Annotated in this window: 13 protein-coding genes; 10 read left to right on the top strand and 3 right to left on the bottom strand. The window is 49.2% G+C overall.

Features of this window, described 5'->3' with window-relative positions; all coding sequences use genetic code 11:
• The first annotated feature begins 27 nt into the window (after positions 1 to 27).
• Positions 28 to 1,398 carry a hypothetical protein gene (locus tag JUF13_RS09210; protein WP_203639353.1) on the top strand — a complete coding sequence of 457 codons (1,371 nt, stop codon included), beginning with the start codon at positions 28 to 30 and terminating at the stop codon, positions 1,396 to 1,398.
• Positions 1,399 to 1,461: 63 nt separating this feature from the next.
• On the opposite strand, the gene JUF13_RS09205 is transcribed toward JUF13_RS09210, so the two are convergent.
• Positions 1,462 to 2,118, bottom strand: coding sequence for a hypothetical protein (locus JUF13_RS09205; RefSeq protein WP_203639352.1), 657 nt, complete (start codon positions 2,116 to 2,118; stop codon positions 1,462 to 1,464).
• Between the two features lie 303 nt (positions 2,119 to 2,421).
• Here JUF13_RS09205 and JUF13_RS09200 point away from each other — a divergent pair, with 303 nt between their 5' ends.
• Together JUF13_RS09200 and JUF13_RS09195 are read left to right on the top strand one after the other, a co-directional pair.
• A complete protein-coding gene (locus JUF13_RS09200) occupies positions 2,422 to 3,207 on the top strand; it encodes a hypothetical protein (protein WP_203639350.1) in 786 nt (261 codons plus the stop codon).
• Between the two features lie 254 nt (positions 3,208 to 3,461).
• Positions 3,462 to 3,842, top strand: coding sequence for a MarR family winged helix-turn-helix transcriptional regulator (locus JUF13_RS09195; RefSeq protein ID WP_203639348.1), 381 nt, complete (start codon positions 3,462 to 3,464; stop codon positions 3,840 to 3,842).
• A 108-nt stretch (positions 3,843 to 3,950) separates the two neighbouring features.
• Here JUF13_RS09195 and JUF13_RS09190 read toward each other — a convergent pair whose 3' ends face one another.
• Both JUF13_RS09190 and JUF13_RS09185 read right to left on the bottom strand, forming a co-directional pair.
• Positions 3,951 to 4,208: a hypothetical protein gene (locus JUF13_RS09190; protein WP_203639346.1), complete on the bottom strand. Its 258-nt coding sequence runs from the start codon at positions 4,206 to 4,208 to the stop codon at positions 3,951 to 3,953.
• Between the two features lie 172 nt (positions 4,209 to 4,380).
• Positions 4,381 to 4,983 carry a hypothetical protein gene (locus JUF13_RS09185; RefSeq protein WP_203639344.1) on the bottom strand — a complete coding sequence of 201 codons (603 nt, stop codon included), beginning with the start codon at positions 4,981 to 4,983 and terminating at the stop codon, positions 4,381 to 4,383.
• A gap of 1,197 nt (positions 4,984 to 6,180) precedes the next feature.
• Between JUF13_RS09185 and JUF13_RS09180 the strand changes: the two genes are divergently transcribed.
• The 7 genes from JUF13_RS09180 to JUF13_RS09150 all read left to right on the top strand — a co-directional run bounded on the left by JUF13_RS09180 (position 6,181) and on the right by JUF13_RS09150 (position 15,488).
• Positions 6,181 to 6,447, top strand: a complete 267-nt coding sequence (locus JUF13_RS09180) for a hypothetical protein (RefSeq protein ID WP_203639342.1) — start codon at positions 6,181 to 6,183, stop codon at positions 6,445 to 6,447.
• 123 nt (positions 6,448 to 6,570) lie between these two features.
• Complete coding sequence (locus tag JUF13_RS09175) at positions 6,571 to 7,209, top strand: SDR family oxidoreductase (RefSeq protein ID WP_203639340.1); 639 nt, start codon at positions 6,571 to 6,573, stop codon at positions 7,207 to 7,209.
• A 1,997-nt stretch (positions 7,210 to 9,206) separates the two neighbouring features.
• Positions 9,207 to 10,031, top strand: a complete 825-nt coding sequence (locus JUF13_RS09170) for an alkaline phosphatase family protein (RefSeq protein ID WP_203639338.1) — start codon at positions 9,207 to 9,209, stop codon at positions 10,029 to 10,031.
• Between the two features lie 294 nt (positions 10,032 to 10,325).
• A complete protein-coding gene (locus JUF13_RS09165) occupies positions 10,326 to 11,585 on the top strand; it encodes a NupC/NupG family nucleoside CNT transporter (protein ID WP_125766241.1) in 1,260 nt (419 codons plus the stop codon).
• A gap of 245 nt (positions 11,586 to 11,830) precedes the next feature.
• Positions 11,831 to 13,144 (top strand): NCS2 family permease, encoded by a 1,314-nt coding sequence (locus tag JUF13_RS09160; protein ID WP_125766240.1) that lies wholly within the window; start codon positions 11,831 to 11,833, stop codon positions 13,142 to 13,144.
• Between the two features lie 80 nt (positions 13,145 to 13,224).
• The gene (gene rihC / locus JUF13_RS09155; protein ID WP_125766239.1) at positions 13,225 to 14,139 is read left to right on the top strand and encodes a ribonucleoside hydrolase RihC; all 915 of its coding nucleotides are present in this window, start codon (positions 13,225 to 13,227) and stop codon (positions 14,137 to 14,139) included.
• Between the two features lie 467 nt (positions 14,140 to 14,606).
• Positions 14,607 to 15,488 carry a metallophosphoesterase family protein gene (locus tag JUF13_RS09150; RefSeq protein WP_203639336.1) on the top strand — a complete coding sequence of 294 codons (882 nt, stop codon included), beginning with the start codon at positions 14,607 to 14,609 and terminating at the stop codon, positions 15,486 to 15,488.
• Positions 15,489 to 16,021: the final 533 nt, after the last annotated feature.

Here is a 16,021-nt window from a genome sequence, read left to right as displayed (position 1 = left end):
CTTATATTTCAGAGGAGAAATTATAATATGCAATCAAGTTTAGCAAAATCGCTTTACATTGGTTTAGCTGCGTTGAGTTTTGGTGCCGTTGCTACGGTCTCAACTACTGCCAACGCTGCTAGCAAGGCCAAGGTTACTTCAAGCCAAACCTTGAAGACTGCTGCCGACACTCGTAACGTTGAAGTAACGGGCAAGAATGCTCTTTACTCAAAGCCAGGGACTGTTAAGGGTGCCAAGGTTGTTGCTTCCAAGAAGACGATGGCTAAGTTGGCTTCATCCAAGAAGTCTGCTGATTACTTCCGTGCTTACTACCAAAAGACCACTAACAAGGGCTCCGTTTACTACAAAATCGTTTCTATGAACGGTAAGTACCGTGGTTACATCTACGGCGGTAAGAAGGCTGGTACTTTTGCTGGTGGAATTGATTCTGCTAACACGACTACTAAAGCTGCTATGCCTGCCAAGACGACCGTTTACTTTACCAAGCCTGGTAAGAGCAACGTTACGTGGGATGCTCCTAAGTACACTCAATACAAGGCTTCTAAGCAAATCAAGGATACCACGGCTTATGCCAGCGATCCTTTGACTGTTACGGATGCCGCTACCAAGACGCGTGAAGGTTCATTGTACTACTACGTTAAGGATGCTAAGAACCCAGCTATCAGTGGTTGGATCTACTCCGGTGCCGTTACTGATACTGCTACGACTGCCAACACTTACAACGAAAAGACTGACGTTAAGGTTAACATCAAGACGATTGATGGTACGAACATCAAGTCTACTACCTTGACTGGCCTGACGGGTGCTGATGGTAAGGTTTCAACTGCTGTTGGGACTGCTGTTGGTGATTCCGCAGCTAAACAAGCTACTAACGATTGGGGTAAAGCTGTTCTAGCTGGTACTGGTTACACGTATGAAAAGTCTGATACTGCTAACAAAGCGGCATTAGCTTCAGCTAAGACTGGTGACACCATTACCTTGGTTGCTACCAAGAATGCTGATGCTGCTACGAAGATTCAATTCTACGCTTTAAACAGTGATCAAACCAAAGGTGCTACAGCGCTGACTGCATACACTAAAGACACCAAGGCTGCTTCTGCAACCACGGTTGTGTTCCCTGCAGTTAACGCTGCCTTTACTGGCGCTGCTGATGCAACGTACACAACTGGCGACCTGCAAGCTTACTTGACTAGTAACAACTTGAACACGTTAAACACGCCTTCATACAAGAATGCTAAGGGTGACCAAGTTTATACTAAGTACACGTTTAACAACGCTGTAGCTGGTACTTACAGCACGACTACGAATGCTAAAGCATTCTACACTGCTACTGAAGTATCTGGTGCTTCTCCCGTTGATGCACAAACTAACGGTTCAAGTGCTAACTACTTTGCATAAGTTTTAACCAAGCAATACAAAAAGCATCGTCCACCAAGGGCGATGCTTTTACTATACATAAAATTAATAATTCCCAGGCATCTTCACCGGTTCCAACGAGTATTTGCAAATGTCTAACTGTCCACACAGCGCGCTAAACAGGTCGTCCACGTAGAAGAACCGACTCAAGTCCTCAACCTCCAGCCGGTAGCACAGCAGGCGTTCAACCTCATCCGTGATGGCGAGCTGGGCGGCCTCCATTTGCCAGTAAGCCATGGGCGACAGCCGGTAGTAGACGCTGGCGGCCATGATGGGGTCGTGGTCAATCTGGATTCGCAGGCAGCGCAAAATGTCCGCGTAACTATGGCTGGCTGCGGGATCGGTCTGGTTCAGACTACCCGATTGTTTGGCAGCCAGTGCGCTGTCGGGCCAATCCAGTCGTTGCTGGCGAAGGAAGGTGGCCGTTGCCCGATCACGTTGCGCCGCCAATTCGGTTAAATCGGTGGTGAGTTGGGGTGACTGACGCAGGTCGGCCACGTCGGCAACCGCTAGTTCGTAAGCTTGACAAATCAACGTCAGCAAATCTTCATTTGGTTGCGTGATATGGTCACGTTCTAACTCCGCTAGGTACCAAGCCGGTACATCCACGTCGCACAAGACTTCTGCGGGGGTGGCACCGTTCATCAAAATTTTTCGGGCGCTAGTCAAAACCGTGCCCAAACTTTGCCGTCTCATTGTCATCGAACTCCTCCTCACTAATTATATCCGCATTATACCAACCTTTTCTGGCATCCTTGTGAAATTTTAATGAGAATATCCGAATGAATACGATATTAAAATATTTATAGTTCGTTAATACTACCGGTAATCATTTCCCGTAAACACCATTAATCCCGCAATTTATACCGAATTATTTGCGAATTTTATCTTTTAAAAACGAGACGTCTTTCTTGCTATTATTCGTGTTTTGTGAGAATCTATAGCCGGGTAACGGAGAGATGTTTAACCGATTACCCACGTAGTTTTCGGAGGGGATGCGACATCTTGAATAAAGCCTGTTTGAATGGCTTATCAAGCGTGTATCGTAATCAGATTAATGCCCAGGGAATCGTCAACTTTGATGAGTTGCGGCCCGAGGACGTGATCCGGCAAGTCCCCGCCGAACAACTGGACCTTGATTGGTCGGCGGTGATCTACATCAAGAACTTTCAAGGTAGCCAGGCTGGCGGCACCGTCATCTGGAGTAACGATGAGGGCTTTTTCCGAACGAACTGTTCGTCGAAGGCCGCCATGGATCGACTCACGACGACGCAGGTGCTGACTTGGTTCGACATGAACACCATGGTGGAATTTCTACAGTTGAGTAGTCCAGTTCCCTTTGTTCTGGGACCCATCGTTCTCGTTTCAACGGACCGGCCGTCTGGGTCAGGCTATACCAGTTGGTTGGGGTGTCAGTTTGAGACCCACATCAATGGAACCATGCAGGAACGCCAAGTGCGGGTCTTGCTCAACAATGGGCTGGCACTGATTGTCCATGACACGGCGGCGCGGCTCCGTAAGAAAGTTGCTGAAGCACGAGAAATCTTGATGCTCCAGCAACAGATCCAGCAAGAAATTGCGCAACAACACGTAACGGTGCCACCAGCAGGGAAAATTCGTCCCGTGATGGAAGTGGCAAGGCAGTTTCAAGAGAAACGGGATTGTCGGTTGATTGGTGAGATTTTTAGCAAAACGGGGCTCGACCCCGACCCGCAACTTTTAGAGAAGGCGTTACACAGCCTGTATCAGGGCGAAGGGCGTTCTTACGATTTCATCAATGAGCGGAGCTGATTCCTAGAGTGACGGGGAGTGAGAGGGGTAAGTGACAACTTAATATGAGTGAATTTATAACAAATTTCGGCTGAGATGTGATTTGTTTATAATATAGTCGGTCATTTATGCTAGTATATTAAGAGTGATGCGTTAGGGGTCAACCTTTTTGCCCACTAACGAATTATTTTGAATGCGGACTATGTTTAGACTTACCGGCGGAAGTAAAAATTATCGGCATAAGGCCGTCGGGGGTCATGAGGAGGAAGAGAATCATGATCGACACGCAAAAGCTTGCTGGCGATGTCCAGCGAATCCACCAGTTGAATTCACTTTTACGGCCATTCATCAAACGTCCAAGTAGCGGGGACGCCCTGACGTTTGAACAATACCGGATCCTACACGAACTGGTTGCGGAAAAAATTAGCACCAGCGAGTTGTCTCGCCGCTTGAACGTTGGCCAGTCAATGGTTTCCATTCAAATTAGCCGCCTGTTAAATGGTGGGTATATTCAGGATGAAACGTTGCCAACGGACCGGCGCTACCACGTTTTCCAGGTAACGGCTCGGGGTCGTAAGATTGAAGAACACGTGAACGAAACGCTGTCGGCGGAGTTGCCAATCTTGATGAAACAGCTGACAGAGATTTTAAAGTGAGTCTTAGCAAGGAGTGGGGGCCAGCTGGTCGCCGCTCCTTTTGTATTGGCGTTAGAAAATGCGGGCAACAAAAAAGGCCTGGCAAATGGCCCAGACCCTTAACTAATGTTATTCAGCTGCTTCAAGTTCTTCTTCAGGTTCAGCGATAGCGTTCCCCTCAGCGTCGACCAATTGAAGCTCGGTATGGCGAATGACCACCAGGTCGCCGAAGGAATCGATCTTATCCGTTTCCTTCTTAGAGAGTTGGTCGGGTTCAACCTTTACGATTGCTGAGTGTTCGTACATCTTCGTGATGGTGCCATAGAAAGAATCGGAGAAGAGCTCCGTCTTTTCACAAAACACCCGATTATTTTCGTGTAGTGCCATTAGCGTTCGTCCCCCATAAAAGTAATTTATAACAGAGTAATGGCTGAGTGACTAAAAGTCAAGAACTTTCCGACAAAATAGTCGAAATCTGTTAAAATATTTGCGAATTCAGTCTTTTGCGGGGTGATTCGTTAACTAACGGTATAAACACGAGAATAACGGGCTTGTGAAATTAGCCCCGCCGCAGTTGATCAATCTTGGATTGCGTCGCAAAGTTTTGTAACAACTCGCTCTGTTTGGCGACCTGGGCGGCAAAGTCCGTCAGGAAGCTCAATTCAAGGTCGGTCAGGGGACGTTGGGCCTGGGCAGCGGTCAGCAGGTCGTCAATGGCCTGGCTGAGGTGTTGATTGGTGTTGACGACCTGCGCGAAGGCTGGGGTGCCGGCGAGGCCCTTAACGGCGGAGAGCGCCAATGGGGTCGTTACCGTGGCAGCAGAAGAGGTGACACCAGCACCACTCGTGGCAGCACTGGCCGCGTCCGCCTGAACCTTGGCGGGGGCCGGCGTGTTCACATCAAAATAGTAATAGACTTCGCGTGGTTTGACCGCAGCCTTCTTGATCCGCGGGTCGGTCGAAGGCGCAGCGGAAACGGCCCCCATGACCACGGACGCCTTGTAACCCAGGTCACCCAGCATTTGGCGCAGGTTCACGGCCCGAATGCCGCGGATGCCGGGGAACTTGGCCTCGGACACGACCTGTGTTTGCTGGTCGTCTTGAAGCCAGGTGATAATTTGTTGCCGAATCTTTGCTGCTTGACTGTTTTTCGTGTTTGCCATGATTCATCCTCCATTACTCTTCAAGCCCGCACAGTTGGTTGGGGTTAAACTTGTGTTGTTCCTTCGCCTCCGGGTCGGTGAAAATGAGCCGTGACGCTGTGGGCGCCGCCTGGAGCCAAAGGGCGGTCTCCAGGCTTACTTTGAGCCTCTAAGTGCGAGTCTCAAAGATGACTCCCACGGCTGAGCTCATTTTCACCGACCCTGCGGCTGACACACGTTTAACCCGCTAACCAACTGTGACGAGCTGCGTAGTCATCGTTGTGCTGAATTGGTGTTTATTTGTTGGGTATTGATTGAAGTTGGATATTTTGAACTGGTTTAGTATTAAGTGACTGATTAATAATTGTAGTCAGTTGCCCTAAACCAGCTATTATTAATTATTGAAACATTTCTAACCCATGGCTGGCAAGGGGCTGGGGTGAATTGACTGGTGTTTTTGTTAATTATTAGGATCTTAATAGGAAAAATTGATAATTACTTGGCATCAGAGGAGTGAGAAGTACAAGAGATGATTGAACAGGCTACCAGATTGACTGAATGGCATTGGACCACGGAATGATAGGTGAAGGCTAAGCGACCAGGACAATGCCTTCATTTGGGCTAAACTTGTGTTAGCCGCAAGACCGGTAAAAATAGGGTTCTTGGCTAGTGTCAGCGACCAGAGGCGGGTCAAAATGCCCAGCTGTGTCGGTGGCCTTGACTGGGGTCCTTTCCCAGTCTAGCCCACGGGACGACCTTTGAGACCGGTCCTCAGGCTCAAAGTCGAGGTGGAAGCCCGTTCTTTGGCTGGAACCGACCCCATAGCAGGGCGTTTTGAACCCGCCGGCGGGAACGACAGGTTACCACAGCGTCCCGACCTATTTTCACCGGCCCGGAGGCGACCAACAACACAAGTTTAGCCCAAGGAGAAGACAATTTCCGGGGAAGCTAATCTTTTACAGGCAAGTATGGTACAATCAAGGTACATAGAGGAATTATCTGGTGATACCAAACTGGACGTGGTTTGGCCAGGCTAACATCACTGTGCGCATGGAGGTTAATCATTGGTTTTTTAGCCGTGATTGTCGAAATAGTCGCGGCGGTTCTAAAAATCTTTGATTGAGCGAATGACGATATCGAGGAGGAGCCGTGGTGGCGGCTTTTCCTTTTTCTTTTCCACATCGTGCGGCATCTAATCAATATAGGAGTGAACAAATTTTGCATATCTTTAGAGATGAAAACGGAATTCGGTTGGTCGTTTCGCACCAACTCGGCACTTATGCCGTCCGTTTCGCTGACTACGCCCCTGAACAAGAATTCGTGAACTATGAATTAAAGCGTGATCGGCATGGCCGTTATCATCTGACCATTCAAAAAACTAACCTAACCGAATTGAGTCAACCCGTCTTCAAAAAAGAATTAGTCTTTGGCGATCTCGGCGACAGTTTGACGCCAGTCGAAGGCGTTACGTTAATGTTGATTTAATTTTTAAGCTTCGCAGTCGTTGGACTGTGGGGCTTTTTTATTTACCCTGAACCCTTTGACTTGCTAAATGTAACTATGAGTATTACAGTATAACCGTAGACAAAAACGAAAAGGGGTATTCATATGACGAATGTATTAGTTTTAGGTGCGAACGGTAAGATTGCCAAATTAGCGACGGCCCAATTGCTGGCAAATCCAGACAACCACTTAACGTTGTTCTTACGCAACAGCAAGCGGTTAGCAGACACAGCCAGTGACCGGGTTCAGGTCGTCGAGGGTGACGCGGCGAGCGAGGCCGACCTGCAGGCTGCCATGGCCGACGCCGACATCGTGTACGCCAACTTGGCCGGCAGCATCGAAGCCGAAGCCAAGGCCGTCGTGGCCGCGATGGACGCCAGTGGTCTGAAGCGCCTGATTTGGATTTCCACGCTGGGCATTTACGATGAAGTCCCTGGGAACTTTGGCAAATGGAATCACCAGATGCTGGACGGCGGCTACCTGGAAACCTATGGTGCCGCAGCCAAGACCATCGAGGACTCCGACCTGGACTACACGATCATTCGGCCGGCTTGGCTCTCTAACAACGATGAAGTGGCCTACGAGACCACGCAAAAGGGTGAGGCCTTCAAGGGCACCGAGGTTTCTCGCAAGAGTATCGCGGCCCTGGTTGCCAAATTGGTCGCCGATCCGAGTCAAGCCATCCACGAGTCACTCGGTGTCAACAAGCCCAACACGGACGGCGACAAGCCAGCCTGGTATTAAAAAGTTTTCTATCATAAATGCCCGTGCGTTAACATTTAGTCCAGCAACCGCAAAATTTGCGATTCAAAAAGTGTGCAATGGTCACGGTTTCGCGGTATAACTATGGTGTGCGTTGAGAATGTCTCCGCACGACTTGGGATTTACTTATTTAGATTGGAATCAATTTACTAAGCTCATTCTGTGAAACTTTTCCTCCAAACAAGAACCCATGGATTTGCCGGGAATTGATTCATACGTTGCGGAATATCGTTGGTTAAGCGCCAACGGTATTTTTTTGCGCTCAGATTTGTGGGGGTACCGCTGCGGCCACCAGGTGCTCCCTGCCTGTGGGGAACGCTTCCGGCCTGAGAGGCGGTCCTCCAGCTCGGTTCGAAACCTCGCTGAGAAGCGCGAGTTTCCAAACGCGTCCCGTGGTGTAAGGCCGAGAAGAACACTCGGTCTAACGCCACCGACACAGGCTTTCCGCACCTGGTGGCCTCCGCTCTGGCAACAAGGGAGAAAAAATACCGTTAGCAGTTACCAGCGTCATTGAACTTGCCTTTGACATGGATCTTAGACGGGAAGCGAGTTCAGTAAGCACAGACGCCCAATTAACTCGACCGCCATCTCCAAACCAGTATCAACAGGGAGCTCACAGTAAAAACCAAAACCAAAAAGTGGATTGGTGCGTGGGGTTACGCCAGTGTTAGCCGCAGGGATGGTGAAAATGGGCCAGTCGTGGTAGTGACCAGAGACGAGCCAAGGTGCCCGGCTGTGTCGATGTTCTTAGCTGAGCGATTTTTCTCAGCTTAGAACATGGGACAACCTTTGAGACCGCTTCTCAGGCTCAAAGTTGAGGTGGAAGCCCGTCCTTTGGCTAGAACCGACCCCACAGCAGGGCTCCTTGAGCTCGTCGTCGGGAACGAACGCGACCAGGCCCATTTTCACCATCCCGGAGGCGATGCCATAACACCAACGTAACCGCCGTACCCAATCCACTTGTTCAAAAAAATACAAGAAGTTTGGGTGTTTCTATTGCAAACGCTTACAGCCTATGATACTATTATGGTGCGGAAAGGAATTAAGAGTTGTGACGTTCCACAGCATCAAATTGCATCAATGTTTTAAAACCGATTTCCGCTTCAACGTGAGTCAGGTTTTAAAGTAGCTCCGAGATACTGAAAGATAGAGACAACTCCGATAAACCTTCTAACGAACTCTAGCAGTTCCAGGCAATGGTTTCACAGATTCGGCTCCACAGAATCAGGTACCATCAAAACTGAATAGATTTTAGACTTAGTGCTTGTAAGTAAGCGTCAAATGTTTAAAGACTAGTAAACAGTTCCAGGTAGTAGCTAGAGCTCGGATGTTACGGTTGCAAGGATCATGCGAGGATTTCAAGTAGAATCGTTAGTAGCGTGTCTTGTGTCAGTAATGAAGGAATTAAGTTCCACTGGTAACAAGCTGAAACGGCAGCCAGAAACTAATTAATATGATTTGTTGGCTGCGGCCGCTCGGCGAAACATTCTAGTTATGAGGCGATTAAGAATTACAATGATTACGAAACGGGAATTTAGTAGTAATCACAACCTCCTTTCCGAGAGTTAGCGGACTTCAAGTGATTTCCTAACACTAAACTTGAAGCCCGTTTTTTATGTTCTCAGGAGGATGACGTTCGGGTACCTCAGACTTTACAGTTTTAGTTATAGCGGTATTAATTAATGTAAACGGCCTCATCTTACCGTGTTGGTAAGCGGTCGCGCTTCCTTTTGCTCTTTGAAAACTAGGGAAAATGTTAAAGGTAAATCCTTTTAGCAAAAACTATGGGTCGTTCGGTTAGCCTCCGGACGGACCGGTTCCCGTAACTGATTCAGGGTGGTAATGTTCGGAAATTGATGATATGAACTTTTCTGCAATCGGCCATTTACAGGGCGCTTAAGAAAAGGTATATTGTTACTAGACCGAAAAAGTTTTTGGCAGAAAGTCTTACCAAAGACTGACCTAAGGAGTGAGAAATAGTGGCCTTTCATCGCATCTTTGTGATTGACTTTGCTGGATTAGGTTTGGGGGAAGCCCCAGACGCTAACCGCTTTCAATCGGTGGGCGCTGACACGTTGGGTCATGTGGCGGTTAGTTGCACGGATAAACTAAATCTTCCAACATTACAGCGGTTAGGACTAGGTAATATTCGGGTTGACCACCCACTACCGGGGGTCGAACCGGTTGATCATCCGGCTGGCTTCTTTGGTCGCCTGCATGTGCAGGCCCAAGGCAACCGCCGGGCAACGGGCCTCCGTGAGATGTGGGATTATCCGGGAACCAACCGCACGGAAACGGTATTTGCCACCTTACCCGCAGCGGGTTACGCTGTGACGTTGGCGGGACCGTTTCTCAGCTACCTGCAGACGCAGAGCGCCGCGCAACGCTTTCAACTTGGCAGTAACCAAGATGCGTTTCGGATTCTCTATGATCAATTGAACCAGAATGCTTCTGGCCTGACCTACGTCATGTTGCCAGACTTCCGGTTCGCCGGGGAGCAACGAGACGCTGAAGGATTTGCGAGTGCTCTGATGAGTGCCGACAATTACTTGGCCCAAGTCCAACACGACTTGAACGCCAACGACCTGTTGCTCATCACCGCCACACACGCCGATGATCCGGCTAGTGAAACGACCCCGACCCGCGAGTATTTACCATTAATAGCGTACTCGCCATCGCGGCCGAGTGTTCACGCGCTGGGGATTCGTCGGACGCTCGCCGATGTGGGTGCCACAGTCTTAGAGAATTTCGGCCTGGCTGGTCATGCAGCCGGACATAGCTTTTTAAATGAGATTACGCAATAAAAATTCATTTTGTCGAACGAACCTTGAAGGGGGGTGAGAAGGTACCAAAGCCGGAACGCAACGTTGGGTTGCAAAGGTCAGTAAGTCATCAGAGAGTATTCAGATATTATTCACCGTTTAATTTCACCATTTAACTGATGGTTTACTGAAATCCAACTGTTATGAACTGGTTATCGTTCGTTCGTAACAGAAGTTATGCTTTACATAATTTCTGCAGCAACACATCGCGTCAACTTTTGTGTGGTAATCGTGCCATGCATCAAAGAATAATATCGGAAAGAGGTATTTTGACCAATGCTAGTCGCAGTCAATATTTTAGGGGTAATTGTTTACCTCGCAATCGCTTTCTTGTTCTCCAAGAACAAGAAGAAAATCAACTGGAAGTCAACGGCCATTGTCTTAGTTCTTAACTTAGTCTTGGCTTGGTTCTTCACTAGTTTCTCACTCGGGCAAGACATCGTTAAGGGTGCCGCCGATGGTTTCAACTGGTTAGTCCAAGTGGCTTACCAAGGGATCGTCTTCGCCTTACCTAACTGGGTTACGCCACAGTTCGGTGGGACTGCCAAGTCAATGAACTTCATTACCAGTTCATTGCTGCCAATCTTATTAGTTGTTCCAATGTTTGATATCTTGACTTACATCGGGATTCTTCCTTGGATCATCAAGTGGGTTGGTCGTGGTCTTTCCTTCATTACTGGTCAACCTAAGTTCGAATCATTCTTCTCTGTTGAAATGATGTTCTTAGGGAACACTGAAGCCTTAGCCGTTTCACAATTACAATTAAAGAGCATGCGTAAGGAACGTAACTTGACCCTTGCCATGATGTCCATGTCATGTATCACTGCCTCCATTCTGGGTGCATATACCCAAATGGTTCCTGGTCAATTCGTTTTGACGGCCGTTCCAATTAACATCTTGAACGCCATCATCGTGACCAACATGTTGAACCCTGTTGAAGTTGCCCCAGAAGAAGACACCATTGCTCGTATCGGTGGTTCTAACTCTGCTGCAGCTGAAGACGGTGAAGTTGAAGACGACGGCAAGAAGGAACCATTCTTCTCATTCTTGGGTGACTCTATCCTTGGTGCCGGCCGTCTGATCTTAATCATCGCTGCTAACGTTATCGCTTTCGTTGCCTTAGCTGCTTTGATTGACCGTCTGCTTGGTTTATTCAACCCATGGCTCTCATTGGAACACATCTTAGGGATCATCATGTTCCCATTTGCTTGGTTAATGGGTCTGAACGTGCACGATGCCTTCGGCTTTGCCCAATACATGGGGACTAAGTTAGTAACGAACGAATTCGTTGTTATGGGTAAGATTTCTTCAACCATCAACACGGGTGCTTTCTCTAATCACTACCGGGCCATCTTGACTGTCTTCTTGACTTCATTCGCTAACTTCTCAACTACTGGGATGATTATCGGTTGTTTCAAGGGGATCGTTGACCGTGAAAACAACGAACTTATTTCTAAGAACGTTGGTTACATGTTACTTTCCGGGATCCTGGTTTCCTTGCTATCAGCCGGAATCGTTGGTCTCTTCGTTTGGTAAAAAAATAAAACCTCAGTTCACTTGGGGTTGACTTGATAGCCCAGGGGCCCTTCGTTCCTGGGCTATCTGTGTCACTATGGCGAAAGAAAGCCATTGCGGCTGACGGGGTAACCCGGTCAGTCCGTACGGGTGCCGACCTTCCTGAAGAGGGGAGTGAAACCCAGCCGGATGGGTGAAAGCATTCGGTTGCAAAGCCCGTGAAGTCTGTGCGCCGGTCTCTGGCGTACCGAAAGATAGGGATTTTTATGGATAAGCAACAATCGCAGGTAGACTTAGCCAATCACATGACGCTAAGAGAAGCCCTGCGGCATAAGGATATCGTCCGCAACGAACTGATTGCCGGAGTGACTGGTTTCTTTGCCATCTCGTACATCATCATTGTGAACCCGTTGATTTTAAAGGATGCGGGGATTCCCACTGACCTCAGCGTGTTCGCCACCATCTTCTCGTCCGTCATCGGCTGTCTGATTATGGCCTTCTGGTCAAATGCACCAGTCATCTTGACGCCAGGGATGGGGGTCAACGCCTTCTTCACGTACACCATTGTCGTGAACATGGGGCTGAGTTGGCGCGAAGCCTTAGGGATTGCGGCAGTCGCCAGTTTCATTTATATGTTGATTGCCTTCACTAAGGTGTCCACGATTCTCTCGGAAGCCATTCCGGAGTCACTGAAGAGTGGGATTACCGCGGGGATTGGGCTCTTCCTGGTCGAAATTGGCCTGGAAAAGGCGGGCCTGATTGTCGCCGGTAAGTCTTCCCTGATCGTCCTGGGCGACCTGACCCAACCGACGCCACTGCTGGCGCTGTTTGGACTGGTTCTCAGTTTGATTCTGTACATTCGCAAGATCAAAGGGAATTTTTTCATTGCCATCATCGCCACGAGTTTGTTGGCGTTCTTCCTGGGCGTGAAGGATAGCGACACGCCAACCGTTGATTTAGCACGGTTGGGCCAGTACCACAAGATTGTCTTCCAAAACGACTTCTCACATATTTTCAGCACGCCATTTATTCTGGCGGCCTTCTCGATGACCATGATTTTGGTCTTCGAATCCATGGGGCTGCTACAGGGCCTGCTGCCAAATCAGAAGAAGTTTAAGAAGACCTTCGAAGGCAGCTCCGTCACGACGTTCATTTCCAGTTTTCTGGGAACGAGTCCCACCGTTGCCGCTGCCGAAAGTGCTTCCGGGATTGAAAGTGGGGGCCGGACCGGGATCATGGCGTTGACCGCCGCAGTCCTGTTCGCCTTATCACTGATCTTCGTGCCGCTGTTGGCCTATGTGCCGTCCGCAGCCATTGCGCCCGTGATTATCATCACCGGGGCCTTGATGATGGCTGCCATCGGCAATATCAAGATGGCCGACTTCTCCGAATGGTTCCCAGCCTTTTTAATTATCGTGCTGATTCCATTTACCAATAGTATTTCCACCGGGTTGGCATTCGGTTTCGTGTGCTACCCCGTTATGAAAGTGGCTTTAGGGAAGGCTAAAGACCTGACCTGGCCAGTTTACTTGTTAGGCGTTCTGTTCCTGCTCGACTTGGTCTTCAGTGCCATGCTCTAGCGCGAACTTTTCGCTAGTTTTAAACGTAAGCGGTTCCGCTTCACAAAAAACATAACTTTTCATTGGGAGGAAATTTTATTATGACTATTAAAGTTCTTATGGATACTGACCCCGGGATTGACGATGCTGCTGCCTTAACTATGGCGATCAACGACCCCAAGATCGATTTAAAATTGATCACGACCGTTGCTGGTAACGTCACTGTTGACAAGACCACCATCAATGCCTTGAAGATCGTTCGGTTCTTCAACCAAAACATTCCAGTCGCAGCCGGTGCTGAACAACCATTGTTCAAGGATTTCGAAGATGCTGCCCGGATTCACGGTGCCTCAGGGATGCCTGGTTACGAATTCCCAACCGACTTACCTAAGCCAATTAACAAGACGGCCGTTGAAGCTTTGCATGACGAAATTATGGCCAGCGCTGACCCAATTACTTTGGTGCCAACCGGTTCATACACGAACATTGCCTTGCTCTTCTCCGAATACCCAGAAGTTAAGAGCCACATCGACCGCATCGTTGCCATGGGTGGTGCTCTGGGCAAAGGGAACATGACCAGTGCCGCTGAATTCAACGTCTTCACCGACCCAGATGCTGCCGCTATCGTTTACAAGTCTGGTGTACCAATCGTCATGGTTGGTTTGGACATCACCATGAAGGCTTTGCTGACCCACGAAAGCATCGAAGAATTACCAAAGATCAGTGAAACTGGGAAGATGTTACACGACATCATCATCAACGACGGTGACAACAATGAAAATGGGATTGCCATGCACGATGTCAACACCATCTTCTACCTGCTGCACCCAGAAGCCATCAAGACCCAAGACATGTGGATCGACGTGCAAACTGATGGCCCAGCCATTGGTGAAACGGTCGGTGACATCCGTGGGGCTTACCACGATGGCAAGACTAACGCCAAGGTATCTGTTGATATCGACGCCGCAGCCTTCAACAAGTGGTTCCTCGAAGAAGTTCGCGCCATTAAGAACTAATTCAACCGAAAAATTAGATGCAGCACGCAAAGAAGCTTGGGAGCAATCCCAGGCTTTTTTGTTTGAAAAACTTTACACGAATGGGTGGGTAATCCATACGAAATCGTTACACGAGCTTGGTAGACTAAAGGAAAATCAGGGGAAAGAGGATGATCACATGTCTGCCATGAATTTTGACACGCTCGTGCTGCTGGTCGTCACTTGGTTACCAATATTATTCTTCGTGAAGAAGCCGAAACGGCCGTGAGAAAAGTAAAATTAAAATCCATCACAGCGAGAGTGGCGTGATGGGTTTTTTATTGCGGAGACTTTGCTCACCGTTGGCAAAAATTTTACAAGATGTTGACGGGGATAACATCAAATCTTTACATCGCTTCGGTATGCTGGACCTAACTTAGTAATAGTCGGGGACTGTTGCCGGGTGGTGCCCCGGTAATGGCGACTTATTTGATGGGGGCCACGGGGGTATGAATAAATTCACAATTGTTCACTTATCAGATCCACAGTTATCGGCGGCCAATGGGCCACAGTACAACCAACATCTCCCGCCGGCAACCAAACTACAACGTATCTTTGATGACATTATCGCGCACGACCTACAACCGGACCTCGTCGTCATTAGTGGGGACCTACTGACGGCCGGTACGAGCCGCGATTATGCCAAGCTACGCGACTACTTAGCCACGCAGTCCGACCGGCTGCAGGCGCCCATTCAGGTTATCTTGGGCGACCAGGACGACCGCGAGGCCTTTAACTTGGGCTATTTGGGTGAGCCTCATCAGCCGTACTATGCCTACAAACAGGTTTATCAGAATATGGATTTTTACTTTCTGGATTCCAAATGGGAGCCGAACAAAGAGGCCGGGTGGCTGGACCGTGAGCAATTGGATTGGCTCAATAAAAATCTTCATCTAGCGCCACGCCGACGCGCCTTTTTGTTTCTGCATCATCCACTGGATGCACCGGCGTTGCGGGGAATGCGGTACGCGCTCTTACAAAATAACCGGGAGTTGTTGGCCATCCTACATGGCCACAACATCGGCGGTATCTTCGCCGGTCACCTGCATTTCGGGGCCAACTATTTAGTGGATACGACTATTCCGGTTACCACGGTGGCCTCGGCCTCGACCTATATCGATTGTCAAGACCCACACCACCACGAGGTCCACGACGCCACTAGCTATAACGTCATCACGATTCAACGGGGGATGGCCAGTATCACCAACCATCCGCTCTACCTGGGTCAGTCCGTGATTGACACGATTGACATCACCAACACGGGTTTCGCTAAGCACCGGCCGCGGCTGACTAATCCGCGCCGGGCGGGAAATGGCCTGCCCCTAATTTAACCTACCAACGTAGCGCCACAAAACCAGCACCAACGGTTTTGTGGCGCTATTTCACGTTCTAAACGAGTCGTTGTACTCGCCTCCGGGCTGGTGAAAACTGGGCCTGGTCGCGTCCGTTCCCGGCGGCGCGCTCAAGGTGCCCTGCTGTGGGGCCGGTTCCAGCCTGAGAAGCGGGCTTCCACCTCAACTTTGAGCCAAAGGACGGTCTCAAAGGTTGTTCCATGGGCTAGGCTGGAAAAGAACTCCAGCCAAGGCCATCGACACAGCCGGGCACCTTGGCGCGCCTCTGGTCACTCCCACGGCCGGCCCAGTTTTCCCAGCCCTGCGGCTAACACTGGTTTAGCCCGTGACTAGCGCCAATACCATTGGGCGGTCATTTGGTTTTTAGCAGTTGTGTTAAAACGTAGGGGTTATAGAAATTTTCCGAGCCAGTGTAGTTTCAATCTTTCTCAACGTCGAATGCCCATCGCAGAAACAACCTAACATGAAAAGCCAATCGGTTCTTCCAGTTTTCGCTCGTCCAGCCACACCGG

It is taken from the genome of Levilactobacillus wangkuiensis, from assembly GCF_016861605.1.
GTDB lineage: Bacteria > Bacillota > Bacilli > Lactobacillales > Lactobacillaceae > Levilactobacillus > Levilactobacillus wangkuiensis.
The sequence above is the reverse complement of the archived record's forward strand: the minus strand, read 5'-3'. Positions and strand labels throughout refer to the sequence as shown.

Bases quoted from the DNA above. Each gene is read 5' to 3' on its own strand.
- JUF13_RS09210 (WP_203639353.1), top strand. From the start codon at position 28: ATGCAATCAAGTTTAGCAAAATCGCTTTACATTGGTTTAGCTGCGTTG.
- JUF13_RS09205 (WP_203639352.1), bottom strand. From the start codon at position 2,118: ATGACAATGAGACGGCAAAGTTTGGGCACGGTTTTGACTAGCGCCCGA.
- JUF13_RS09195 (WP_203639348.1), top strand. From the start codon at position 3,462: ATGATCGACACGCAAAAGCTTGCTGGCGATGTCCAGCGAATCCACCAG.
- JUF13_RS09190 (WP_203639346.1), bottom strand. From the start codon at position 4,208: ATGGCACTACACGAAAATAATCGGGTGTTTTGTGAAAAGACGGAGCTC.
- JUF13_RS09185 (WP_203639344.1), bottom strand. From the start codon at position 4,983: ATGGCAAACACGAAAAACAGTCAAGCAGCAAAGATTCGGCAACAAATT.
- JUF13_RS09175 (WP_203639340.1), top strand. From the start codon at position 6,571: ATGACGAATGTATTAGTTTTAGGTGCGAACGGTAAGATTGCCAAATTA.
- JUF13_RS09165 (WP_125766241.1), top strand. From the start codon at position 10,326: ATGCTAGTCGCAGTCAATATTTTAGGGGTAATTGTTTACCTCGCAATC.
- JUF13_RS09160 (WP_125766240.1), top strand. From the start codon at position 11,831: ATGGATAAGCAACAATCGCAGGTAGACTTAGCCAATCACATGACGCTA.
- rihC (WP_125766239.1), top strand. From the start codon at position 13,225: ATGACTATTAAAGTTCTTATGGATACTGACCCCGGGATTGACGATGCT.
- JUF13_RS09150 (WP_203639336.1), top strand. From the start codon at position 14,607: ATGAATAAATTCACAATTGTTCACTTATCAGATCCACAGTTATCGGCG.